The organism is Agromyces larvae (genome assembly GCF_022811705.1).
Taxonomy (GTDB): Bacteria; Actinomycetota; Actinomycetes; order Actinomycetales; family Microbacteriaceae; genus Agromyces; species Agromyces larvae.
In genome coordinates, this window is sequence record NZ_CP094528.1 from 1,811,286 (window position 1) to 1,834,523 (window position 23,238).

Consider the following 23,238-nt stretch of genomic DNA (forward strand, 5'->3'; position numbering starts at 1 on the left):
AGGTTCGAGCTCGGGCGCACCGGTCGTTCAACGGCCCAAGCCCGCATCACGTGCGCGCGTCACGACCTCCTCCCGAGACGAAACGCCGAGTCGGCGCGGAAGCATGGCGAGAACGTTCCGGACAGTCTTGACCGACAGGTGCAGAGCATCGGCGATCTCGGGAGCATCGCGACCCGCGGCGAGATGGTCGGCGATCGCTCGTTCACGCTCGGACAGCTCCGGCAACGGAGGCCGCCAGGGCCCCGAACCGGCCTGAAGCAGGCGGCGCGCCCCGTCTGCGACGCTCGGACCGAACAGGAGGTCGCCGCGTGCCGCCGCCCTGATCGCCCGGACGAGTTCGTCGGGGTCGGCCCCTTTCAACACATAACCGACCGCCCCGGCCGAGAGCGCCTCGGCGACGGCCGCGTCACCATCCGCCATCGTGAGCATGACGATCGCGACGTTCGGCGCTGCGCGGCGCAGTTCATGGATCGCGTCGAGCCCCGACCCGTCGGGGAGGTGCACGTCGAGCAGCAGCACCGTCGGGCGCTCGACCACCGCGAGGCGGATTCCCGACTTCGCGTCGCCCGCTTCCCCGACGACCTCCATTCCCACTTCACCGGCGAGCAGCGCTCGGACGCCCTCGCGGAAGAGCGCGTGATCATCGACGACGCCGACGCGGACGACGCTCATGGCGACCCCGCATCGGTGCGCGGGCCCGGGATGCGAACCCGCACGCGGGTACCGCCGCCCGCCGTCGCCGCATGCTCGACGGTGCCACGGACCTGCCGCGCACGTTCGCGCATCGAAAGGACGCCGATCCCGGGGTCCAGTTCCGCGTCGCTTCCACCGGACCCGTCGTCTTCGATGTCGACGACGAAATCACCCCGTTCACGGTGCATCACCACGACGCATCCTGTGCCGCCCGAATGGGTGAGCGCGTTCACCATCGCTTCCAGTGCGATGCGGTAGACCGCGAGCTGATGGGTCGATGGGAGCGGCTCACCGCTCGTCTCGTCGCGCACGGTGACGGCGAACCCCGCCGAGGAGAGCCCCCGCCCGAAGATCTCGATGGCGGTCGCGAGCCCGTCCTCGTCGAGCGCTGGAGGGCGGAGTCCATAGGCGATTCGGCGTATGGCCGCGACCGCGGACGTCACGTCTCGACGTGATCCGTCGATGAGTGCTCGCGAGGACGGCTCGACCAGGTTCTCGGCCGCCCGGAGCCGGAGCACGACCGACCCGAGGAGCGGTCCGAGTTCGTCGTGCAACTCGTCGCGCAGACTCGTGCGCTCGGCGTCCCGCGCCAGGATCAACTCGGCATGCGCTGCCCGGAGATCCGCTTCGCGAGCAGCCGCCGCGAACACCGCACCGAGGTACGCCGCGAGGGCAGCCAACCCGTCGCGCTCGCGCTCGCCCGCGAGATCCTGCAGCGGCCTCGGCATGACGACGAGCGTCGCGTACGTCGTCGTACCGTGGTTGATCGGCACGGGTACGGCGCCCTCGGGGGTCGATCGTTCGGCCGACTCGATCCAGGCATCGGCGAACCCGAAGACCTCCACGATCGCGGCAGCGGCCGCGTCCGGCACCGTATCCGGGTCGGAGACCCGGGTGAGCCGAGCCGAGATGTCGTGCAAGGCGCGCGCAGAGTCGCGCGGCGACCGTGCCACCCGGCGGACGAGCCCGCGCACTCCCACGACGACGGGCGCCGCGGCCAGCGCGACGATCGCTGCGGCGAGGACGGCTGCGAACGCCGGATCCGCGCCCGCCGCAACCACCGCGAGGTACCCGACGACGAACAACGACAGGAGGAGACCGGTGCTCACTCCGCCGACGAGGACCGCGGCGAGCGATCCGCGACCGTCGGGGATCCCTCTCCGGAGGAGCGAAGCTCCGAGTCCGATCGGCAACGCGAGGAAGACGAGCGACAGGAGCACCTGCAGCACGATGTCTCCGAGCGACCCGCGTGGAACCGCCGTACCCTGCACGACACCGGCGGCAGCGAGGGTGACCAGCGCAACGACCGCGATCGGGAGTTCCATCCCGAGCGGCGGGACGTCGCGCCGTCGGGAACGTCGACGCTCGCGGAACCGCAGAACGACATCCCAGGCGACGGCCGCGAACACGGTGAGGCCCCCGAGCGCGACGGCGAGACCGGGGATGCCGAGTGCCGGCGCGATCGGCACCATCGCTGCGTACGCCGTCGCGCTAATGAGGATCACGACGGACGACGACGATCTCAGCCTGCCCTCCGGAAGCGTCATGATCCAGGCGACGAACGCGACGAGGCTCAGCGACGTGAAGACCTCGACCGCAGGTCGCAGCGCGGGCAACTCGGTGGCGAGGCTTTCGAGGGTTTGGGGAAACGCCACGATGAGTGCGAAAAGAAGCGCAGCGGTGGCGAAGGCGGTGTCATGCCCACGCCCGGAGGTCGACCGCACTGCGCCGAGCAGCATCGCCCCGACTGCCGCACAGGTCAGGGCGAAGACCGTGATCGACCCGATCGCCACGAGCGCCCACACATCGAGGGGGATGCCGAGTTCGCGGACTCGAGCGGCAGCCGCCGCATCGAACGATGCCGGAGGGCAGACCGCGGCGGAACACACCGTGCTCACCGCGCGATACGCGCTCGGCAGCGAGACGGCGAACGCCAGCGACGCGGCCACACCCCACCCCACGACGGCCGCGTGCGCTGCACGCGACCGCCAAGGTGTCAGCGAGCGCCGCGCTGACGGAGCCGTCATGGACGGAGCATAGCAACCGCCGGCGTCGGTGAGTCGGCCGCCTCACGTGCCGATGCCCGCAGCGCCCCGATGCCGACCGCAGCCCACACGAGCACGAGAACGATGCCATTCATCGGCACGAGGAACATGATCGGCAGGATGAGCGCGATACCGATCGCCGCCCACCACGGGAGGACTCTCCGGCGAACCGCCGACACCGAGACGATGACGAGTCCGACCGCAGTGAGCACCGCCTCGGAGACGAACAGCCAGAAGGGAGGCTCGGCTCCGCTGATCGCGGTGACGATCATCGTGATCCCGGAGGCCGCGAGCCCGACGATCCCCGGGAGCCACCAGAGGATGCCGGGGCGAGGGGTGAGGGCCATGAGGGCGATCGCACCGACGACGAACGCGGCGCCCGCGAGCGCCTCGGTCGCCCGGCCGGCACCGCTGGCGTGGTCGGCCAGTTCCGCCGAGCCGGTCGCCGCGACGACGACGAGTGCCGCGTACACGGCCGCGACACCGAACGAGAGGAGGGCTGCGGTGCGGAGACGTGATGGTGAGGGCATGGGGTTCCTTCCGGTCATGGAGGTTGGACGTCCCCACTCTCCGGCGCGATGCGTCCTGAACGGCCGGGATGTCGGCCCGCGCTCCGGGAACCCGCATCGTCGAGGGCGGGCATCGTCGAGGCTCCCGGTCATCCTCGAGGCGGACGCGCCCACCCACCGGCGCACCTAGGCTGGCGCGATGCGAGCCGTCCGAGTCGTCGTCCCCGCCCTCGTCGCCGTCGTCGCGTGGTTCGCGAGCGGGGCGCTCAGTACGCTCGGGATGGCCTCCGGCTCGCCCGCGCTCCTGCGGGTCACGCGTCTCGTCGCGCCCGACACCCTGCCCGTCGGCATCACCGCGCCCGAGCCGTGGAGCATCCTCGTCGGCGTCGCGATCGCCGTCGCGATCGGCGGGCTCTTCGCGCTGCTCGCGCTCGTCTTCGGAGCAGACCGGGCCGCACCGCGCATCGCCGGCTTCGCGGCTGCATGGGCTGCGGCCGTCGTGGCGGGCACGATCGTCGGCGGCCTGCCGCTCGTATTCGCGCTGGCCGAGGCCCTGCTCCACACCGCGGCCGCACCTTTGCCCACGCTCGACCTCGCGGCGACCGGCGCATACTGGGGCGTCGTCTGGGGGTGGCTGCCGGCGCTCGCGGCTGCGCTGCTCGCGACGGTGCCGGTGACTCGCCCGCTCGGCACCCCCGGCGCGGTCGCGCCGCTCGCGTATCCCGTCGTCCTCGCTGTCAGCGCCGGGGTGGCCGCGATCGGGCTGGCCGGGGTCGCGGTCGCGTCGCCGATCGCGGATGCCGCGTGGCATGCGCGGATCTCCGACAATGCCGCCGCCGAAGCCGCCGAAGCCGCCGAGCGCGAAGCCGGGCTCGAGACCGGGACCGGAAACGCCCCGCCGCCGGCGACGCCGCCGGCCGACGCCGTGCCGATCCCCGAGATCGCACCCGGCGACTGGCGGATCGACCCGACCTGGTGCACCGAGAACCAGCTCGCGTTCGCGGCGTCGCGCCCCGACGCGGCGACCGGCCATCGCGGCATGCGGGTCACGGCGACGAACGTGTCGACCGCGCCGTGCACCGTCGACGGCTACCCCGACCTCGCGTTCAGCGACCCCGTCACGAACGGCTTCGAGGTGCGGGTGCTGCACGGGTCGGGCATGCTCGGCGAACCCGATGCGGGCGCCGTGGCCGTCGAGCTGCCCCCGGGCGGCACGGCCGAGGTCGACGTCACGTGGGACGCCCCCGCCCACAGCGACCGGGACCCCGCCGGATTCCTGCACATCGCCGCCTACCCCGGTGCGGTGCGCCAGTTCGTGCCGATCGACACCGACATCGTCGGCGGCGAGGTCGAGGTGACCGCGTGGCGGCTGCCGACGGAGGATCCGGCCGCAGCCGGCTGAGGGCCGACGGCCGTCGAGGCATCCGTGTCGTCGCGTGACGACCGGCGGGCGTCGCGCCCGCCGTGCGCGGATACCCTGAACGGCATGGCAGACCGCGAATACGGCTTCAAGACGCGTGCGATCCACGCGGGCAACATCCCCGATGCGGTGACGGGCGCACGCGCCCTCCCGATCTACCAGTCGACGGCGTTCGTCTTCGACGACACCGCCGATGCCGCCGCCCGGTTCGCCCTGCAGAAGTACGGCAACATCTACTCGCGGCTGGCGAACCCCACGGCCGCCAGCTTCGAAGAGCGCGTCGCGAGCCTCGAGGGCGGGCTCGGCGCGGTCGCGACGGCGAGCGGGCTGAGCGCGCAGTACATCACCTTCGCGAGCCTGGTCGGCGCCGGCGACCACATCGTCGCATCGTCGCAGCTGTACGGCGGTTCGATCACCCAGCTGGATGTCACGCTCCGCCGTTTCGGCGTCGAGACCACGTTCGTCGCCGGCACCGACGCCGACGACTACGCGGCCGCCATCCGCGACAACACGAAGGCGCTGTTCGTCGAGACCATCGCGAACCCGTCGGGCGAGATCGCCGACCTCGAGGCGCTCGCCGACGTGGCGCACGCGCACGGCATCCCGTTCATCGTCGACTCGACCATCGCGACGCCGTACCTCAACCGCCCGATCGAGTGGGGCGCCGACATCGTCACCCACTCGGCCACCAAGTTCCTCGGCGGGCACGGCACGACGCTCGGCGGCGTGGTCGTCGAGAGCGGCCGGTTCCACTGGCACTCCGAGAAGTTCCCGCTGTTCGGCGAGCCGGTGCCGAGCTACGGCGGCCTCGAGTGGAGCGGCAACTTCGGCGAGTACGCGTTCCTCACGCGCCTGCGCGCCGAACAGCTGCGCGACATCGGCCCGGTGCTGCCGGCGCACTCCGCGTTCCTGCTCGCACAGGGCGTCGAGACGCTGCCGTACCGCATCCAGGCGCACGTCGACAACGCCCGCGTCGTCGCCGAATGGCTCGAGCAGGATCCGCGCATCGAGCGCGTGTTCTGGGCGGGCCTGCCGAACCACCAGCACCACGAACGCGCGCAGAAGTACCTGCCGCTGGGCCCGGGCTCGGTGTTCAGCTTCGAGGTGAAGGGCGGCCGCGAGGTCGGCCAGAAGCTCATCGAGTCGGTCGACCTGGCGAGCCACGTCGCGAACATCGGCGACGCGAAGACGCTCATCATCCACCCCGCGTCGACCACGCACGCCCAGCTCAGCGAGCAGCAGCTCGTCGATGCGGGAGTGCTCCCCGGCGTCGTCCGGCTCTCCGTCGGCCTCGAAGACGTCGACGACATCATCTACGATCTCGATCAGGCGCTGAACGCCGCCACCGGAGGTGCACGATGACCGCTTCGACAGCCTCAGCGACTGAAGCACCGGCAGACCGCGAGACCGTCCGGCTCGCGAACGGGCTGTCCTGCGAGCTGCCGGCGAGCTCGCCGCTGGCGAAGCTCCTGCGCTCGCAGCGCACCTGGGTGGGGCCCGACGCGAAGCAGCGCCTGCGCATCCTGAACGCGGCGAAGTCGGTCGCGATCGTCGGCGCCTCGCCGAACCCGACCCGCTCGAGCTACTTCGTCGGCACCTACCTGCAGCAGTCGAGCGACTTCCGCCTGTACTTCGTCAACCCGAACGCGACCGAGATCCTCGGCCAGCCCGCGTACGCGTCGCTGAACGACCTGCCCGAGGTGCCCGACATCGTCGTGGTGTTCCGTCGCGGCAGCGACATCCCGCAGGTGGTCGACGAGGTCGTCGCGGCCGGCGCGAAGACCATCTGGGTGCAGCTGGGCATCTGGAACCAGGATGCCGCGTACTACGGCGAGCAGCAGGGCCTCACGGTCGTCATGGACCGCTGCATCAAGGTCGAGCACGCGCGGTTCCACGGCGGGCTCCACCTGCTCGGCTTCGACACCGGCCAGATCACGAGCCGCAAGACGATCCGCTAGCGCGACGCGCCGCCCGGCTCCCCTCGTCGAGGGCGACCGCGTTCGGCCGCGGCGCTAGGCTCGACGGGTGCCGACCGATTACCGGGGACTCCGCGTCGCGCTCCTCGGCCCCGTGCTCGTCGAGGGGCGCGACGGCGTGCTCGCCGAACCGCCGGGCGTGCTCGCGAAGGCGCTGCTCGCCGCGCTCACCGGGCCCGACGGTCGCGGGGTGGATCGCACGCACGGCGTCGACGCGATCACCGACGGCGTGTGGGGCGACGATCCGCCGCGCAACGCGAAGCAGGCGCTGCAGACCCTCGTGTCCCGACTGAGATCGGCGTGCGCCGAGGGGCTCATCGACTCCCGTGCCGGCGGGTACGCGCTGGCGATCCCCGCCCACGCGACCGACGTCGGGCTGGCTCACCGGCTCGGCCGCGAGGCGGCCGAACATGCCCGCGCCGGCGATCACGACGCGGCGGTCGGATGCCTCGACACGGCGCTGTCCCTCTGGCGCGGCGAGCCCGGGCTCGATCTCGGCTCCGCACCCGCGGGCACGGAACTCGCCGACGCGGCGGCCGCGCTCCGGGTCGGCCTCCGGGAACTGCGCGCCCGCTGCCTGCTCGACGCCGGGGATCCCGACGGGGCGCTCGCCGAACTCGAGCCGCTCGCGGCGGGTCATCCGCTCGACGAGCACCTGCAGCACACCCGGCTGCGCGCGCTCGCGGCCGCCGGGCGCCGCACCGAGGCGATCTCCGCGTTCGCTGCCATCCGCGCTGCGCTGCGCGACGAGCTCGGCATCTCCCCCGGCCCGTCGCTCGTCGCGTTGAACGCCGAACTGCTGAGGGCCGACGACGACGAGGCATCCGCCCCGCACCCGGCACCGACCGCGGCGACCGCTCCGATCGCCCGCCCGCCCGCCGGCGGGCTGCGGGCCTCGCGCGCCCGCATCGGCCTGCGCGCCGCGCCGAACCCCCTCATCGGCCGCGACGACGACGTGCGACGCGTCGAAGCCCTCCTCGCCCAGCACCGGCTCGTGACGATCCTCGGCACCGGAGGGCTCGGCAAGACCCGCCTCGCGCACGAGGTCGCCACCCGCTCGGACGCCCCCGTCGTCGTGGTCACCGAGCTGGCGAGCATCCGTTCCGACGACGACGTGCCGCTCGCGCTCGCCTCGACGCTCGGGATCCGCGAGGCGAGCGCGGCCGGCACCCTGCTCAGCGACCGTGCGCCCCGCCCCGACCTGCGGGAACGCATCGTCGACCAGCTCGGCGAACGCCCCACGCTCCTCGTCGTCGACAACTGCGAGCAGATCATCGAGGGCGCGGCCGGCTGGGTGGCCGACCTGCTCGGCGCGCTGCCCGAGCTCACCGTGCTCGCGACGAGCCGCAGCCCGCTCGAGATCGGCGCCGAACGCGTCTACCGCCTCGACCCGCTCGCCGCCGACGACGATCTCGGCACAGCCGCCGGCCCCGCCGTGCAGCTGTTCGTCGAGCGCGCGCACGCCGCCCGGCCCGGCGCCGCGCTCCCGCCCGAGCCGATCGCCCGGCTCTGCGAACGGCTGGACGGCCTGCCGCTCGCGATCGAACTCGCCGCGGCCCGCATCCGCTCGATGAGCGTCGAGCAGATCGAGGCCCGCCTCGGCGACCGGTTCGCGCTCCTGGCCGGCGGCGACCGCTCGGCCCCCGAACGCCAGCGCACCCTGCTCTCGGTCATCGAGTGGAGCTGGGCGCTGCTGAGCCCCGCCGAACGACGAGCCCTGCCGCGGCTGGCCTGGTTCGTCGACGGCTTCGCGCTCGACGCGGCCGAAGCGGTGCTCGACGATGCGGCCGCCGTCGATGTGCTCGACGGCCTGATCGCGCAGTCGCTGCTGTCGGTCGCCGAGGACGCGACCGGCCGACCTCGCTATCGCATGCTCGAGACGGTCCGCGAGTTCGGGCAGTCCCGGCTGGGCGACGACGAACGCACGGCCGCGCGCGACGCGATCGACGCGTGGGCCCGGGCGTTCTCCGAGCAGACGCTGGCCACCCTGCGCGGACCGGGTCAGGTCGAGGCGCTCACCCGCATCGCGACCGAGCAGGACAACCTCGTCGCGATCCTCCGGGGCGCCGTCGAGCGCCGCGATGCGCCCGTGATCCTGCCGGTGTTCGCGTGTCTCGGGCACTTCTGGACGATCCGCAGCGCCCACTCCGAGATCCTCGCGTTCAGCTCGGCGGTGCTCGACGCCACCCGCGGCTTCCGCCCGACCGCGGCCGACGCCACGTCGACGACGCTCGCGTTCACGCTCATCGCGGGCACCAACCTCGCGGTCTTCACCACGACGGGGCTGCGGGCGCTCGCGCGTCTGCGCACGGTGGCGCGCCTGCGGTTGCCCGTGCCGCGCTGGCTCGAGGCGATCGGCGGATTCGTCCTCGCCGCGCCCGACCTCTCCGAGGCGAGCCGGCGCATCGACGAGATGGCCGAGTCCGACGACCCCGAGACCGCGCTGCTGGCGAGCATCATGCGCACCCAGTTCGCCGAGAACGCGGGCGATCCCGAGACCGCACTGGTCATCGGCCGGCGCGCGCACACGCTCGCGACGGAGCTCGGCGACGTCTGGGCCATGGCGATGTCGGCGATGCTGCTCGCCGAGCTCGCCGCGCAGGACGGCGACCCCGAGGGCACGCTCCGCTGGGCGACGACGTCCCGCGCCTCGCTCATCGCGATCGGCGCGACCGAGGATCTGCGCGAGGTCGACTGGCGGATCGCGACCGCCCTCCTGAACGCCGACCGGCGTGCCGAGGCGGCCGAACGGTTCGATGCGCTGGTCGAGACCGACCCCGCCTTCCCCGACGGGGTGGAGCTGTCGAAGATGGCGGAGTTCGGTCGCGCGGAGCTCGCCCGGCTCCAGGGCCGGAACGACGAGGCGCTCGCCCTCGCCCACGTCGTGGTCGACGGCTACACCGACCCGCGCATGCGCTCGTCGCCGTGGTTCCTGCTGACGCTCGCCGCGTTCGTCGCCGGCGGCGTCCAGTCGGGGTGGCCCGAGGCCGACCTCACCGCCTGGGCCGAGCTCCTGCGTCGCCGCACGGCGGCGACGCTGCGTGCCCGGCCGCGCTTCACCGACCGGCCGGTGCTCGGCACCGCGGCCGCGGGCTGGAGCGCGTGGGCTGCGGGGCATCCGCCCGTCGCCGACCGCGCGGCCGAGCTCTTCGCCCTCGCCGAGGCGCTGCGCTCCCGCCAGGACCTCCCCGCGCTCAGCCGCGACGCCATCGAACGCAGCATCGCGCCCGTGCTCGGTGCCGACCGGCTCGCGGCCGCTCGCGAACGCGTCTCCGCGATGACGCCCGACGAGCAGACGGAACGGGCCCGCACCCTGATGGCGGAGCCCGTTCCGGCGGTGTGAGGCGCGATCACGCCTTGCGCATGTACGCCCGCACCGTGAGCGGCGCGAAGATCGCGACGATCACCGCGGCGCCGAGGATCGAGATCCACGCGTCGGCACCGAACACGCCGTTGTTCGCGAGTTCGCGCACCGCGGTCACGAGGTGCGAGATCGGGTTGACGTTCGCGAACCACGCGAGCCAGCTCGGCATCGTGTCGACCGGGACGTAGGCGTTCGACAGGAACGTCAACGGGAACAGCACGAGCATCGAGATGCCCTGCACACTCGCCGCGGTGCGGGCGATGACGCCGAAGAACGCGAAGATCCAGCTGATCGCCCACGAGCACGCGATCACGAGCAGGCCGGCGACGACGACGCTCCCGAGGCCTCCAGCGGGGTGGTAGCCCATGATGAAGCCCATCACGAACGTGAGGGTCGTCGCGATCGCGTACCGGAGCGTGTCGGCCAGGAGCGCTCCCGACAGCGGCGCGATGCGGGCGATCGGCAAGGATCGGAATCGGTCGAACACGCCCTTGTCCATGTCCTCGCGGAGCTGCGTGCCCGTCACGACCGACGTCGTGATGACGGTCTGCACGAGGATGCCGGGGATCAGCGCCGGCAGATAGCTCTGCACGTCGCCCGCGATCGCGCCGCCGAACAGGTAGGCGAACATGAGCGTGAAGATGATCGGCTGCACCGTGACGTCCACGAGCTGCTCGGGCGTGCGGCGGATCTTCACGAGGCCGCGGTAGGCCATCGTGAAGGTGTGCTGCACCGTCTGGGCGATGCTCGTCGAGTTCTTGAGCGTGCGCTCGGAGGGCGGGACGATCTTGCCGGGTGCGATGACGGCGCTCATGCGTGCACCTGCTCCTTCTCCGGCGCCGCGTCGGCCGGGTCGAATTGGTCGGCCGCGTCGTGGCCGGTGATGGTGAGGAACACCTCGTCGAGGGTGGGCTTCTGCACGCTCATCTCGGCGAGGTGGATGCCGGCCTCGCGGAGCGTGATCAGCAGGTCGGCGACCCGGTCGGGGTCAGCCATCGGCGCGGTGATCCGCGCCGCCTCCGGCGAGAGCGTGCCGCGGACGCCGAGCACCTGCTCGATCGCGCGGAGCGCGTCGTCGTGGTCGGCGGGGTCGGCGAGCCGGAGCTGGAGCGCCGAGGTGCCGACCGAGGCCTTCAGCTCGTCGGCGGTGCCCTCGGCGACGACCCTGCCCCGGTCGATGACCGCGATGCGATCGGCGAGCTGGTCGGCCTCGTCGAGGTACTGCGTCGTGAGCACGACGGTCGAGCCGGTCGCGACGAGTTCGCGGATCGTGTCCCACATCTGGCCGCGCGTTCGCGGGTCGAGGCCGGTGGTCGGCTCGTCGAGGAAGATCAGCGGGGGCTGCGCGATGAGGGATGCCGCGAGGTCGAGCCGGCGGCGCATCCCGCCCGAGAAGTTCTTCAGCGGACGCTTCGCGGCCTCGGCGAGTCCGAAGCGTTCGAGCAGGTCGACCGACTTGGCGCGGGCCTCGGCTCGGCTGAGACCGAGCAGCCGCGAGAAGATCATCAGGTTCTCGGTGGCCGAGAGCGTCTCGTCGACCGACGCGAACTGGCCGGTGACGCCGATGAGCTGGCGCACGATCTGCGGCTCTCTGACGACGTCGTGCCCGAAGATGCGGGCTGAGCCGCCGTCGGGGCGCAGCAGGGTCGCAAGCATGTTGATGGTGGTGGTCTTGCCGGCGCCGTTCGGGCCGAGGACGCCGTAGACGGTGCCCGTCGCGACCCGCAGGTCGACGCCGTCGACGGCGCGGTTCTGGCCGAAGACCTTGACGAGGCCGTCGGCCTCGACGGCCCAGTCGCCGCTGGAAGTGCTGTTCTTGGTCATGGGTTCGATGTTCCGCTCTGCCGCTCACGCGGCGCTTGCAGTGCGCTCACAGGGCACTGACGATGGAGGATGCAGGACGGCGGTGCCGGATCTGCGGAGGCGAACGGGGGCGCCGCTCACCGGCCGCGCACGCCCGCCAGGTCGTTCAGTCGTGCGACGAGGGCATCACGGTCGACGCCGGCGTACGCGAACGCGCGCGGCACTGTGCCGAGTTCGGCGAGCAGGATGCCGGTCAGCAGGTCGGCCTCGCTGAGGCGTTGCCGGTCGCGACGCGCCAGCCTGCCGCCGCGGGCGATCGCCTCGCGCGCGGAGGCGCCCCACCCGGGCCGGCTGCGCCGCGGGGTGGTGGCGAGCCGTTGCTCGTCGAAGCGTTCGATGCCGGCCGCCTCGAGCGAGCGCGCGCGCTCGATCCGCAGCATCCGCTCGACGGCAGCGCGGTCCAGGCCGCTCTCGGCGAGCAGCGGCTCGACCGGGCCGGGGTCGGCGACGATGGCGAGCAGCAGGTGCTCGGCCTCCACCGCCGGCGATCCGGCCCCGGTCGCCTCGTCGATCGCTCGCACGATGAGGCGACGCGCCACCTGCGCGAAGTCCTGGTCAGCCACGACGTCTCCTCAGATCGATGCCGGCCGACTCCAGCCGGCGGATGTGCTTCTTGTGCACGGCCTGGCGGGTCACGCCGAGCGCTTCGGCGAGTTCGCCCCAGCTCCAGCCGGCCCGGAGCGCGCGCTCGACGGCGGCGTCCTCGAGCCGGTCCGCGTAGGCGCGCAGCGCGAGCACCGCGGCGAGTTCGTCGGCGATGCCGCCGGTCGGCGGCGGAGAGATCGGGGCCATGCAGGCAACTTTAGTTGCTTCGATGTATTTGTCAACTCGCGTTGCTTACTACGCAGGAAAGCGCGGCGCATTCCCGACAGGTGTGCACGATGCTGCGCCAGGACAGCGAAATGCTGCGCGATCTGCCACGTATCCTGGAGCATGTGACAGCGTTCGTCTCAGCCCTCGATCTGTTCTCGATCGGGATCGGGCCCTCGAGCTCGCACACCGTCGGGCCGATGCGGGCCGCGGCGGACTTCGTCGATCGACTCGACCAGCGCGGCGAACTCGACCGGGTGCGGCGCGTCACCTGCTCGCTGTACGGCTCGCTCGGCGCCACCGGGCTCGGCCACGGCACGCCCGACGCCGTGATCGCCGGGCTCGCCGGGCTCCGCCCCGAGGACTGCGACCCCGACCGGGTGCGCGGCGCGTGGTCGCGACTCGACGAGCCCGAGGCCGAGGCCGAGGCCGACGGGGCCGTGTCGACCGCGGGCACCGTCCGGCTCGCGGGCCGGCATCCGATCCGGATGCGCAGCACGGATGTCTCGCTCGAACCCCGCACGCGGCTTCCGGGGCATCCGAACGCCCTGACCCTCCAGGCCTGGAGCGACGACGATGCACTCCCCCTCGCCGAAGAGACCTACTACTCCGTCGGCGGCGGGTTCATCCGCCGCGAGGGCGAGACGCGCGAAGAGGCCGAAGCGCTGCGGTACCCGCTGCCGTACGCGAACGCGGCCGAGCTCATCGCCCTCTGCGACGCGCACGGGGTGTCGCTGTGCGACATCGCGCGGTACAACGAGGTCGCCATCCACGGCGAGGCCGGCATCGACGCGGGGCTCGACGCCGTCTGGGATGCGATGGCCGAGTGCGTGGCCCACGGGCTCGACACCGAGGGCGTCCTGCCGGGCGGGCTCGGCGTGAAACGCCGCGCCCCCGAGGTGCGGCGCCGGCTCGACGCGTACGACCACGACGAGGCGGCGCACCCGAGGGGCGGCCGCGACACCTCGACCGAGTGGCTGCACGCGTTCGCGCTGGCCGTCAACGAGGAGAACGCGTCGGGCGGCCGGGTCGTGACGGCGCCGACGAACGGCGCGGCCGGCATCCTGCCCGCCGTCGGCCACTACTACCTCCGCTTCGTGCCCGGCGCCGATCGCGCCGGCATCCGCCGCTTCCTGCTGACGGCGGCGGCCATCGCCAGCCTCGTGAAGAAGAACGCATCGATCTCGGGTGCCGAGGGCGGCTGTCAGGCCGAGGTCGGCTCGGCGTGCGCGATGGCCGCGGGCGCGCTCTGCGCCGTGCTCGGCGGCACGCCCCGCCAGGTCGAGAACGCGGCCGAGATCGCGATGGAGCACCACCTGGGGCTCACCTGCGATCCGGTCGCCGGGCTCGTGCAGGTACCGTGCATCGAGCGCAACGCGATCGCCGCGTCGACGGCGGTGTCGGCCGCCCGGCTCGCCCTCCACGGCGACGGCACCCACCTCGTCTCGCTCGACACCGTGATCGAGACGATGCGCCAGACCGGCATCGACATGATGACCAAGTACAAGGAGACCGGCGAGGGCGGCCTCGCCGTCAACGTCGTGGAGTGCTGAAGGTTGCGTCGGATTTCGCGAACGGATGGTCGGCCGGCCCGCCGAGGCGTAGCCTTCCCGGCATGACCGCGCTCGAACTTCCGGGATCCCTCGTCTCCGTCGACTGGCTCGCCGAGCGCATCGACGATCCGCGTCTCGTCGTGCTCGACGCGACGGCCCTGCTCGTGGACGCGCCGGGCGGCGGCAAGGCGTGGCTGAGCGGCCTCGACCCGTACCTGGTCGACGGGCACCTGCCGGGCGCCGTCTTCGCCGACCTGCTCGAGGAGTTCTCCGATCCGAGCGGCCGTCACCCGTTCACCCTGCCCGATGTCGATCGCGTCCGGGCAGCGGCGGCCGAGGTCGGCATCGGCGCCGATTCCACCGTCGTCGTCTACGACACCGCGAACGGGCGATTCGCCGCGCGCCTGTGGTGGGTGCTGCGATCGTTCGGCGTCGATCGCGCCGGGGTGCTCGACGGCGGACTCACCGCCTGGCGAGCGGCCGGCCTGCCGATCGAGACCGGCCTCGCGCCGGTGCGGCCGGTGAACGCGCCGTTCGAGCCGGTCGCGCTCAGCGGATTCTGGGCCGATCGCACCGACATCGAGGCGGTGCTCGACGGCTCCGCACCCGCGGCGCTCGTCTGTTCGCTGCCGCCGGCGGTCTTCCGCGGCGACCCCGGCATCCCCGGCCCGTCGGGGCACATCCCCGGAAGCGTGAACGTGCCCTCGGCGTTCCTCGTCGACCGTGAGTCGAACCGACTCGCCGAGCCTGCGAGCCTGGCCGAGGCGCACGCCGCCGTGCCCGACGCGGGGCCGGTCATCCTGTACTGCGCGGCCGGCATCGCGGCGGCGCTCGGTGCGCTCGCGCTGACCGTGCAGGGGCGCACCGACGTGCGGGTGTACGACGGGTCGCTGAACGAGTGGCGCGACGACCCCGCCGCGCCGGTGCTCACGGGCGCCTGAGCCGCGCCGAACCCCGCGAGCGTCAGCAGGCGCAGGAGACGGCGCCGGCGCTCACGCCCGCGCTCGCTCCCGTGCCCGTGCCCGTGCCCGTGCCCGCGACGTTCACCGTCGCGTCGACGGCGGGCTGCACCACGCCGTCGGCGGTCTCGTACGCGAAGCCCTCACGCACCCAGTACTCGAACCCGCCGATCATCTCCTTCACCGGGTGGCCGAGCAGCGCGAACTCGAGCGCGGCCCGCGTGGCCCCGTTGCATCCGGGCCCCCAGCAGTAGACGACCACCGGAGTCCCGGCGGGCACCACGTCCGCCGCCTCGTCGCGGATGCGACGGGTCGGCAGGTGGACGGCCCCCGGCACGTGCCCCTGCGCCCACGCCCGGTCGTTGCGGGTGTCGACGAGCACGAAGCCCGGCGCATCCGCCTCGAGCGCGCCGCGCACGTCCGAGACGTCCGTCTCGAAGGCGAGCCGCCCGCCGAAGTGGCGGATCGCCGCATCGGCGGATGCGACGTGGTCAAACAGCGACGGCGTGGACGTGGCGAGATCGGTCATGTGGGCAGCATGCCAGGATGCTCCGCCCGATGACGGCACGGAATCCGACGCGGTACATCGACATCCCGCCAAGATCGCTCACGACCCGCCCCGCGACTCGCCTGCGACGCCCCCGCGGCTCCCCCGCGGCTCACCCGGCGAAGAACGCCCCGATCGCCGCCGCCAGCCCGCGCAGATCGTCGAGGTGCGCGAGTTCGCGCGCCGAGTGCATCGAGAGCAGCGGCGCGCCGACGTCGACGGTCCGGATGCCGAGCCGGGTCGCCGCGAGCGGCCCGATCGTCGACCCGCAGGGAATGCGGTTGTTCGACACGAACGGCTGCACCGCGACCCCGGCGCGCTCGCACACCGCGTGCCACAGCGCCGCACCGTGCGCATCGCTCGCGTAGCGCTGGTTCGCGTTCAGCTTCAGCAGCGGCCCGCCGCCGAGCACCGGACGGTTCACCGGGTCGTGCTTCTCGGGGTAGTTGGGGTGCACGGCGTGGCCCGCGTCGCTCGACACCAGCCAGGACGCGGCGAACGCGCGCCGGCGCGCCTCATCGTCCGCCCCGCGACCGGCCGCGATCCGTGCCAGCACGTCCTCGAGGAACGGTCCGCTCGCACCCGACCGCGACTCCGACCCGAGCTCCTCGTGATCGAACGCGGCGAGCACGCTCGTGTGCGCGGCGTCGGTCGGAGCATCCAGCAGTGCGACCAGGCCCGCGTAGACCGAGGTGAGGTTGTCCATCCGCCCCGATGCGACGAAGACGCCATCGCGTCCGAACCGTTCGGGCGGCGTGGTCGCGGCGGTGAGCACATCGAAGCCCGCGATGTCGGCGGTCGCCACGCCCGCATCCGCGGCGAGCACGTCGAGCACGTCGCCGGGATCGCCCGCTCCCCAGATCGGCTGGGTGTGCGTCTGCTTGTCAAGCACGAGCCCCTGGCCGATCTCGCGGTCGAGGTGGATCGCCAGCTGCGGAATCCGCAGCATCGGCCCGGTGCGCGCGAGGTGCTCGGCGCCGTCGCGGGTGACGAGCCGCCCCGCGAGCTCGAGTTCGCGATCGAGCCACGAGTTCAGCAGCGGACCGCCGTACACCTCGACGCCGGCCTGCAGCAGCCCCGCCGCGCTCGTCGACGGATTCGGCTTCAGCTTGAACCCGGGCGAATCGGTGTGCGCCCCCAGCAGCCGGAACGGGGTCACCGCGCCGGCGCCGTCGGGTTCGACCCATGCGATGACCGCGCCGTCGCGCACGACGAACCGGCGCCCCGGCCCGGACGGCCAGGCGTCGTGTTCGGCCAGCCGGGAGAACCCGGCCGCTTCGAGCCGCCGCGCGACCTCGGCGGCCGCGTGGTACGACGACGGTGAGGCGGTGACGAAGGCGGCGAAGTCGGCGAAGAACATCCCCCCATCCAACCACTGGTGGGCCGCACGCAGCGGCGGCATCACCCCGGGAGGTTCCGGCTACGCGAACCGCACGACCGCCTGCAGCCGCGAGCGCACCTCCATGACCTCGGTGCCGCCGAGGTGCGCCGAGCCGGGTAGTCCGTCGCGCACCGCGCTCGCGAGCCGCGACGAGCGCACGAGCGCGACGACCGCGCCCCGCACCGTGCCGCCGACCTGCAGCGGCTCGGCGAGGTGCTCGTCGGGCACCACGACCATGAGGGCGGTGGGCTTCACCCTCGCCGCCCGCGAGATCGCCTTCGCGCGTGCGGCGAGCGCGTGCACCGGCCGCTCGCGCCCGACGGACTCGCCGACGACCTCGTTGCGGCGCAGCGAGACCTCGCCGCCCCAGTCCTCCGACTGGATCGCGAACAGCCCGGTGGGGCCGAGCACGAGGTGGTCGAGCTTCGGCGGCAGGCCGGGGCCTGCGGCATCCGTCGCGAGATCGTGCCAGACCGTGTACGCGATGCCGAGCGTCGCGAGCGATCGCGCGGTGCGCTCCTCCACGAGCGCGTCCGCGAGCAGGTGACGGATGTCGCGGGGCGCGCCGCGCACGAGCGACGGGTCGTACGGGTCGTCGACCGCCACGCCACGGCCGACCCACTCGCGGATCAGTTCCAGGTACCGCTCGCGCGAGAACCCGCCCGGGTGCCCGTACGACCGGGCGAGCGGGCGGGAGTCGCGGCGCGGTCGGGGCGGCGCGGGCGCCCACGCCGCACGCGTCGCGGCGTCCGGGCCGTCACCGGCGCCGCGGCCCCGGTCGTACGCGGCCCGCGCCTCCGGCGTTCCGATCATCGCCCATGCCCGCTGCACCGCGTGGAACGCGGCCGGGTCGCCGCCCGTGTCGGGGTGCGCCTGCCGGAGCGCCCGGCGGTACGCCGCGCGCAGCGACGCCTCGTCGGCATCGGCGGGGGCGCCGATGATCTCGTACGGGGAGGCGGAGAACGGACTGTCGGCCATGGGCTCGCTTTCGGGATGCGAGACGAGAATACCCGCGCCCGCCGAGCCGCGCCCGACGCGAGGATCCCTCGCCGTTAGAATCCGCGGTGACGGCCCCGATGCGGGGCCCGGACGGAGGCGGATCATGCTCGAGGTGAACTACTGGGCGGTCGTGCTCGCGACGCTGTCGACCCTCGTCATCGGCTCGATCTGGTACACGCCGAAGGTGTTCGGCCGGCGATGGGCCGAGCTCGCGAAGGTCGATCTCGACAACCTCGGCAGCGCGTTCGGCGCCATCCTCACGACGGTCGTGGTGAGCTTCATCACCGCGTGGGTGCTCGCGATCGCCACCCAGACCGCCTGGGCGGCTTGGGGCGGCGGGTATCTCGCGCTCGCCCTGGGTGTGGGCATCATGCTCTGGGCGGGATTCACGGCGGCCCGGTTCATCACGCACGACGCGTTCGAAGGCCGCCCGCCCGCCCTCACCCTGATGAACATCTCGCACGAACTGGTGACGGTCGTCGTGATGGCGCTGATCATCGGCGTCTGGCCGCCGGCCGGCACGGTCTAGCGCTGCGCCGGCACGAGCAGCCCGTCGTGCACGAGCGCGCGCACGTCGGGCGCGAGCTCGGCCCAGAGCGCCGCGGCGTCCGCCTCGAGCAGGTCCGCGATCGCATCCGAGATCGCCCCGAGCGGCAACGACCCGTCGGATGCTCCGACCAGCGCGGTGAGCGCGGTGCCCGCGTCGATCGCCCGACCGAACCCGCCGCCCTGGCGCAGCAGGATCGCGGCGGGCTGCTCGGCGCCCGGCCAGTGGTGGCGTTCCTCGGTCACGTCGGGCGCGACGATGAGGGCGAGGCTGCGCAGGGCGTCGTCGTCGAGTGCGTCCACCACGTCGGATGCCTCGAGCACCGCGGCGAGGTGCGCGCCGAGCCCGCCGGGGTTGTCGCCGATCGGTCCGTGCCGGCGTTCCGCCCGCCGCAACGTCGGCGCCCGCCCGTCCTCGGGCCGACGCAGCAGCACGTACCCGAACCCGACCGAGTCGACGCCGCGTCGGGCGAAGTCGTCGAGCCAGGCCGTGTGCAGCGCCTCGAACTGCGCCGAGCCGGGCCGGGTGCCGCCGTCGCGGATCCAGGTCTCGGCGTACGCGCTCGGATCCTGCTGTTCGCGCTCGACGATCCAGTACTCGAGATCGGTCTCGGCGAGCCAGCCGACGACCCGCTCGAGTCCGTCGCCGGCGGCGCCGCCGCGATACTCCCAGTTCGCGAGCAGCTGCGCGATGCCGCCCGGGGCGAGGTGCTCGGCCGCGCCGCGCACGACCGCCTCGACGATGCCGTCGCCGACGAGTCCGCCGTCGCGGTACTCGTAGCTCGGCACGCCCTCGACCCGCGGGGTGATGACGAACGGCGGGTTCGACACGATCCGGTCGAACCGTTCGCCCGCGACCGGTTCGTAGAGGCTGCCGAGCCGGAACTCGACCGTGTCGACGCGGTTCAGCGTCGCCGCGAACCGGGCGAGGGCGAGTGCCCGCGCCGAGATGTCGGTCGCGACCACCCGGTCGCTGAACCGCGACGCGTGCAGCGCCTGGATGCCGCTTCCCGTCCCCAGGTCGAGGGTGCGGTGGGCGGGCCGCTGCACGAGCAGGCCGCTGAGCGTCGTGGACGCGCCGCCGACGCCGAGCACGTGGTCTTCCGGCAGCGCGCCGCCGAGCGCGAGCTCGCCGAGGTCGGACGCGATCCACCACTGCCCCGGGCCGGCCGCGTCGGTGAACGCGTAGGGCCGCAGGTCGATGAGCGGGTGCAGCCGATCCGGTTCGGCCGCGTCGGATGCCGCGAGCCCGAGTTCGATCGCTCCCTCGACGCCGAGCGTCGGGAGGGCGGTGCCGAGCGCGTCGGCGTCGACGTGCAGGCCGAGCAGCAGCAGCCGCACCAGCGTCGCCGATGCGGCGTCCGACGCGTCGACGCCCGCCAGCGCCCGTACCGCGGGCACCCGGTATCCGCGCCGCAGCGCGTCGCCCGGGTGCGTGCGCGCGACCGCCGCGCGCCGGTCCCACAGCGCCTCGATCGCGTCGACCGTGTACGGCGCCCGTTCGAGGTCGGCGCGCAGCCGGTCGACGAGCGCCACGGTCGCCGCATCGGGGGCGTGTTCGAATCGTGCACGCAGCTCCATGCGTCCATTCAACCGGGTTTCACGCGCCGTCATCCGCGCGTCACCGTGACGACATCCGGCGACGCCCGACGTAACCCCTGCGTCACACGTACCCCGTAGCGTGACTAGCATCGAGAGTGCGAGGGGAGGTCGCGATGCCGCAGTCGACGACACTGGAACAGCTCCGCCAAGAGGCGCGCGACGAACTGGCCGCGCTCATCGAGCTGCGCTGCCGGCTCGGCGAAGACCCGTGGGCGTTCCTGCCCGAGCTGCCCTCCGTCGACGAGCAGGTCGTCGCCACGCTCCGTGAAGAGCGCCTGCACTCCGAGCGCTGGAGTCCCGCGCGTGCTCGCGCCTACCACCCGACCGCGAAGGCGGGCGACGCGGCCAGGTTCGAGTTCGAGGTGCTGCGCGACATCGCGGCCGATCACCCCGAGCTCAGTCGCGCGGTGTGGTCGATGCTCGATCGGGTGCCGTCGAGCTGGTAGTCCGCCGCTGCACGCGCATCCAGGTGAAGAACCCGAAGATCGTGAACGCGCCGTACACCAGGTAGAGCGTCGCCGACGCCCAGTATCCGGCGCTGATCAGGAGCGGCACGCCGACCGCGTCGACCGCGACCCAGATCAGCCAGAACTCGGTCCACCCCTTCGCCATGCCCCAGGTCGCCAGCAGCGACCCGACGAAGATCCACGCATCCGCCCACACCGGCTCGAACGAGCCCAGCGCACGGAACACGGGGGTGAGCAGCAGCGTGCCGCCGAGCATGACGGCGACCAGTGCCAACCGCACCTTCCAGCCGGCCCAGTGCGGGTCGACCGCCGTCTCGGCGACGTGCCGGTGCCGCGACCACCGGATCCACCCGTAGACCGACACCGTGATGAACATGATCTGCCGGCCCGCCTGACCGAGCAGGTTCACCGGGTTCGGCGTGCCGAACACCGCACCGAGGAACACCGTGAGCAGCAGCAGGTTGCCGACGATGCCGACCGGCCACGCCCACACCTTGCGCCGCAGCCCGCCGATCGCGCTCGCGAGCCCGAACAGGTTGCCGACGATCTCGCGCCAGAGGATCTGCTGGTCGCCGATCACGAGGGTCGCGTCGAACAGCCACTCGATCGGGTTCATGCGGCGAGGCTCCGCAGGCGGTCGGCGTCGCCGACGGGCAGCGCGCAGACGAACGCCTCGCACCGGTAGGCGAGCGCGTCGCCACCCGAGCTCCGGGCCTCGAACAGCTCGAATCCGGCTTCGGCGAAGGCGGCGGCCTGCGCGTCGGTCACGACGACGGCGACGGATGCCTCGTGCCGACGCGTCTCGTCGACGAGCTCCGCCGCGTCGCCGGGCGCCGCGATGACGGTGACCACCTGCACCAGCGGAGTGCCGAGATCGACGAGCAGGCGCAGCGTGCCGCCGAATGCGATGGGGCGCGCGAGCGCGTGGTCGACGAGCGCGGATGCCGCCCGCTCCGCGGCCTCCCGGTAGCGATCGCCGGCCCCGAGCGCGTGCAGCAGCCGGGCCGCGTCGGTGATGGTCGTGATGCCCGAGGGCGCGGCGCCCTCCGCCGGATCCGCGGGCAGCGCGAGCCCGCGGGCGGCCAGCACCGGGTCGGCGCCGTCGGGTGCGGCGAACACGGATGTCCCGGCGCCGGCCTCGATCGCCGCATCGACCAGGTCGCGTGCGGCTGCCGCGTAGCGCGCCTCGCCGGTGGCCAGGGCGACCTCGAGCAGACCGCCGGCGAGCATGCCGGAGTCCTCCAACGTCGCGGTCGCGGTCGACGCGATGCCGTCGCGCGACGCGCGCAGCAGCCTCCCGTCCGCTCCGCGGTGGTGCTCGAGCAGCCAGTCGGCCGTCTCCCGGCCTGCCGTGATCACCCGCTCGTCGCCGAGCACCGCCCCGGCCCGTGCCAGGGCGCCGACCGCGAGCCCGTTCCATCCCGTGAGGACCTTCTCGTCCAGCGGCGGCGGCTCCAGCCCCTCGCGACCGATCCGGTCGCGCGCGTAGTACCCGCCCTCGTTGCGCAGGCCGTCGATCGTGCTCTCCGAATCCTGCGCGCTCGCGAAGCCGCCACCCGGAAGCCGCATCGTGTCGAGCAGGAACCGCACCAGGTCGCGGGCGAGCGCCTCGAGCCGCGGTGCGTCGGTCGAGCCCGAGCGCCGCGCGTCGGCGACGAGCTCCGCCGCGAGGCCCAGCAGCAAGGCGTTGTCCGACAGCATCCGCTCGTAGTGCGGCTCGCTCCAGTCGGCTCGCGTCGCGTACCGGAAGAACCCGCCGTCCACCGGGTCCCGCAGCGGCGAGGCGCCCATGCGCAGCAGGGTCCGCCGCGCGAGCGCCCGCGGCTCGCCGCCCATGCCCGCCAGGAACCCCAGCACCGGGGCGACCGGGAACTTCGGCGCCCCGCCGAAACCGCCGTGCACCGGGTCCTCGCCGGCAGCGAGTTGCGCAGCGGCCTGCTCGAGTACGGCGCGCTCGGGCAGCGCGGTCTCGGGACCGAAGACGGATGCCTCCGCCAGCGCCTCGGCGACGGCCGACGCGGTGGCGTCGAGTTCGTCCCGCCGTTCGCGCCACGCCTCGTCGACCGCGAGCAGCACATCCCGGAACGCCGGAACCCCGCCCACGGCACGCGGCGGGAAGTACGTGCCGGCGTAGAACGCCCGACCCTTCGGATCGGCGAACACCGTCAGCGGCCAGCCGAGCTGGCGCGTGAACGCGCTCGCGGCGGCGAGGTACGCGCCGTCGACCTCGGGGTGCTCCTCGCGATCGACCTTGATCGCCACGAACCGTTCGTCGATCAGCGCGGCGACCTCCGGATCGCCGAAGCTCTCCCGGGCCATCACATGGCACCAGTGGCAGGTCGCGTAGCCGATCGAGATCATGACCGGCACATCCCGTTCGACCGCGGCCGAGAACGCCTCCTCGCCCCACGGGTACCAGTCCACCGGGTTGCCGGCATGCGCCCGCAGGTACGGGCTCACCGCGTCCGCGAGTCGCTCAGCCATGCGACCAGCGTATGCCCGCG

21 protein-coding genes are annotated in these 23,238 nt (G+C 73.1%); 8 read left to right on the forward strand and 13 right to left on the reverse strand.

Going from position 1 to position 23,238, the window contains the following annotated elements:
• Positions 1–27: 27 nt before the first annotated feature.
• From MTO99_RS08640 to MTO99_RS08650, 3 genes are read right to left on the reverse strand one after another with little or no spacing between them, the layout of a single operon-like run.
• Entirely contained in the window at positions 28–672 is a 645-nt protein-coding gene (locus MTO99_RS08640) for a response regulator transcription factor (RefSeq protein WP_243558426.1), read from the reverse strand.
• The gene (locus MTO99_RS08645) at positions 669–2,720 is read right to left on the reverse strand and encodes a sensor histidine kinase (protein WP_243558429.1); all 2,052 of its coding nucleotides are present in this window, start codon (positions 2,718–2,720) and stop codon (positions 669–671) included. Before MTO99_RS08645 ends, MTO99_RS08640 begins: the two co-directional genes overlap by 4 nt.
• Positions 2,717–3,268, reverse strand: coding sequence for a hypothetical protein (locus tag MTO99_RS08650; RefSeq protein WP_243558430.1), 552 nt, complete (start codon positions 3,266–3,268; stop codon positions 2,717–2,719). The genes MTO99_RS08645 and MTO99_RS08650 overlap by 4 nt, the downstream gene beginning before the upstream one ends.
• Positions 3,269–3,446: 178 nt before the next feature.
• Here MTO99_RS08650 and MTO99_RS08655 point away from each other — a divergent pair, with 178 nt between their 5' ends.
• The 4 genes from MTO99_RS08655 to MTO99_RS08670 all read left to right on the forward strand — a co-directional run bounded on the left by MTO99_RS08655 (position 3,447) and on the right by MTO99_RS08670 (position 9,986).
• Entirely contained in the window at positions 3,447–4,649 is a 1,203-nt protein-coding gene (locus tag MTO99_RS08655; protein WP_243558431.1) for a DUF4232 domain-containing protein, read from the forward strand.
• A gap of 84 nt (positions 4,650–4,733) precedes the next feature.
• The gene (locus tag MTO99_RS08660) at positions 4,734–6,029 is read left to right on the forward strand and encodes an O-acetylhomoserine aminocarboxypropyltransferase/cysteine synthase family protein (protein WP_243558432.1); all 1,296 of its coding nucleotides are present in this window, start codon (positions 4,734–4,736) and stop codon (positions 6,027–6,029) included.
• The gene (locus MTO99_RS08665) at positions 6,026–6,625 is read left to right on the forward strand and encodes a CoA-binding protein (RefSeq protein WP_243558433.1); all 600 of its coding nucleotides are present in this window, start codon (positions 6,026–6,028) and stop codon (positions 6,623–6,625) included. Before MTO99_RS08660 ends, MTO99_RS08665 begins: the two co-directional genes overlap by 4 nt.
• A gap of 67 nt (positions 6,626–6,692) precedes the next feature.
• Positions 6,693–9,986: an ATP-binding protein gene (locus tag MTO99_RS08670; RefSeq protein ID WP_243558434.1), complete on the forward strand. Its 3,294-nt coding sequence runs from the start codon at positions 6,693–6,695 to the stop codon at positions 9,984–9,986.
• Between the two features lie 7 nt (positions 9,987–9,993).
• Here the strand turns inward: MTO99_RS08670 and MTO99_RS08675 are convergent, their stop codons facing one another.
• The 4 genes from MTO99_RS08675 to MTO99_RS08690 all read right to left on the reverse strand — a co-directional run bounded on the left by MTO99_RS08675 (position 9,994) and on the right by MTO99_RS08690 (position 12,662).
• Positions 9,994–10,821 (reverse strand): ABC transporter permease, encoded by an 828-nt coding sequence (locus MTO99_RS08675; RefSeq protein ID WP_243558435.1) that lies wholly within the window; start codon positions 10,819–10,821, stop codon positions 9,994–9,996.
• Positions 10,818–11,831, reverse strand: coding sequence for an ATP-binding cassette domain-containing protein (locus tag MTO99_RS08680; protein WP_243558436.1), 1,014 nt, complete (start codon positions 11,829–11,831; stop codon positions 10,818–10,820). Before MTO99_RS08680 ends, MTO99_RS08675 begins: the two co-directional genes overlap by 4 nt.
• Positions 11,832–11,947: 116 nt before the next feature.
• A complete protein-coding gene (locus MTO99_RS08685) occupies positions 11,948–12,433 on the reverse strand; it encodes a Clp protease N-terminal domain-containing protein (RefSeq protein ID WP_243558437.1) in 486 nt (161 codons plus the stop codon).
• On the reverse strand, positions 12,426–12,662 hold the full coding sequence (locus tag MTO99_RS08690) for a helix-turn-helix domain-containing protein (protein ID WP_243558438.1): 237 nt from the start codon (positions 12,660–12,662) through the stop codon (positions 12,426–12,428). Before MTO99_RS08690 ends, MTO99_RS08685 begins: the two co-directional genes overlap by 8 nt.
• A gap of 143 nt (positions 12,663–12,805) precedes the next feature.
• On the opposite strand from MTO99_RS08690, the gene MTO99_RS08695 reads away from it, so the two are divergent.
• Entirely contained in the window at positions 12,806–14,233 is a 1,428-nt protein-coding gene (locus MTO99_RS08695; protein WP_290428405.1) for an L-serine ammonia-lyase, read from the forward strand.
• Between the two features lie 62 nt (positions 14,234–14,295).
• Positions 14,296–15,174, forward strand: a complete 879-nt coding sequence (locus MTO99_RS08700) for a sulfurtransferase (protein ID WP_243558440.1) — start codon at positions 14,296–14,298, stop codon at positions 15,172–15,174.
• Between the two features lie 22 nt (positions 15,175–15,196).
• Here MTO99_RS08700 and MTO99_RS08705 read toward each other — a convergent pair whose 3' ends face one another.
• From MTO99_RS08705 to MTO99_RS08715, 3 genes are all read right to left on the reverse strand, one after another.
• A complete protein-coding gene (locus MTO99_RS08705) occupies positions 15,197–15,721 on the reverse strand; it encodes a rhodanese-like domain-containing protein (protein ID WP_243558441.1) in 525 nt (174 codons plus the stop codon).
• A 130-nt stretch (positions 15,722–15,851) separates the two neighbouring features.
• A complete protein-coding gene (locus tag MTO99_RS08710) occupies positions 15,852–17,141 on the reverse strand; it encodes a M18 family aminopeptidase (RefSeq protein ID WP_435520825.1) in 1,290 nt (429 codons plus the stop codon).
• An 18-nt stretch (positions 17,142–17,159) separates the two neighbouring features.
• Positions 17,160–18,098, reverse strand: coding sequence for a J domain-containing protein (locus MTO99_RS08715; RefSeq protein WP_243558443.1), 939 nt, complete (start codon positions 18,096–18,098; stop codon positions 17,160–17,162).
• A 121-nt stretch (positions 18,099–18,219) separates the two neighbouring features.
• On the opposite strand from MTO99_RS08715, the gene MTO99_RS08720 reads away from it, so the two are divergent.
• Entirely contained in the window at positions 18,220–18,648 is a 429-nt protein-coding gene (locus tag MTO99_RS08720; RefSeq protein ID WP_243559037.1) for a DUF1761 domain-containing protein, read from the forward strand.
• Here the strand turns inward: MTO99_RS08720 and MTO99_RS08725 are convergent.
• Positions 18,645–20,246: a methyltransferase gene (locus tag MTO99_RS08725; protein ID WP_243558444.1), complete on the reverse strand. Its 1,602-nt coding sequence runs from the start codon at positions 20,244–20,246 to the stop codon at positions 18,645–18,647. The genes MTO99_RS08720 and MTO99_RS08725 overlap by 4 nt on opposite strands.
• A gap of 134 nt (positions 20,247–20,380) precedes the next feature.
• Here MTO99_RS08725 and MTO99_RS08730 point away from each other — a divergent pair, with 134 nt between their 5' ends.
• Positions 20,381–20,713, forward strand: coding sequence for a hypothetical protein (locus MTO99_RS08730; RefSeq protein ID WP_243558445.1), 333 nt, complete (start codon positions 20,381–20,383; stop codon positions 20,711–20,713).
• On the opposite strand, the gene pnuC is transcribed toward MTO99_RS08730, so the two are convergent.
• Positions 20,664–21,350 (reverse strand): nicotinamide riboside transporter PnuC, encoded by a 687-nt coding sequence (gene pnuC, locus MTO99_RS08735; RefSeq protein ID WP_243558446.1) that lies wholly within the window; start codon positions 21,348–21,350, stop codon positions 20,664–20,666. The genes MTO99_RS08730 and pnuC overlap by 50 nt on opposite strands.
• On the reverse strand, positions 21,347–23,218 hold the full coding sequence (locus tag MTO99_RS08740; RefSeq protein ID WP_243558447.1) for a thioredoxin domain-containing protein: 1,872 nt from the start codon (positions 23,216–23,218) through the stop codon (positions 21,347–21,349). Before MTO99_RS08740 ends, pnuC begins: the two co-directional genes overlap by 4 nt.
• Between the last annotated feature and the right edge of the window lie 20 nt (positions 23,219–23,238).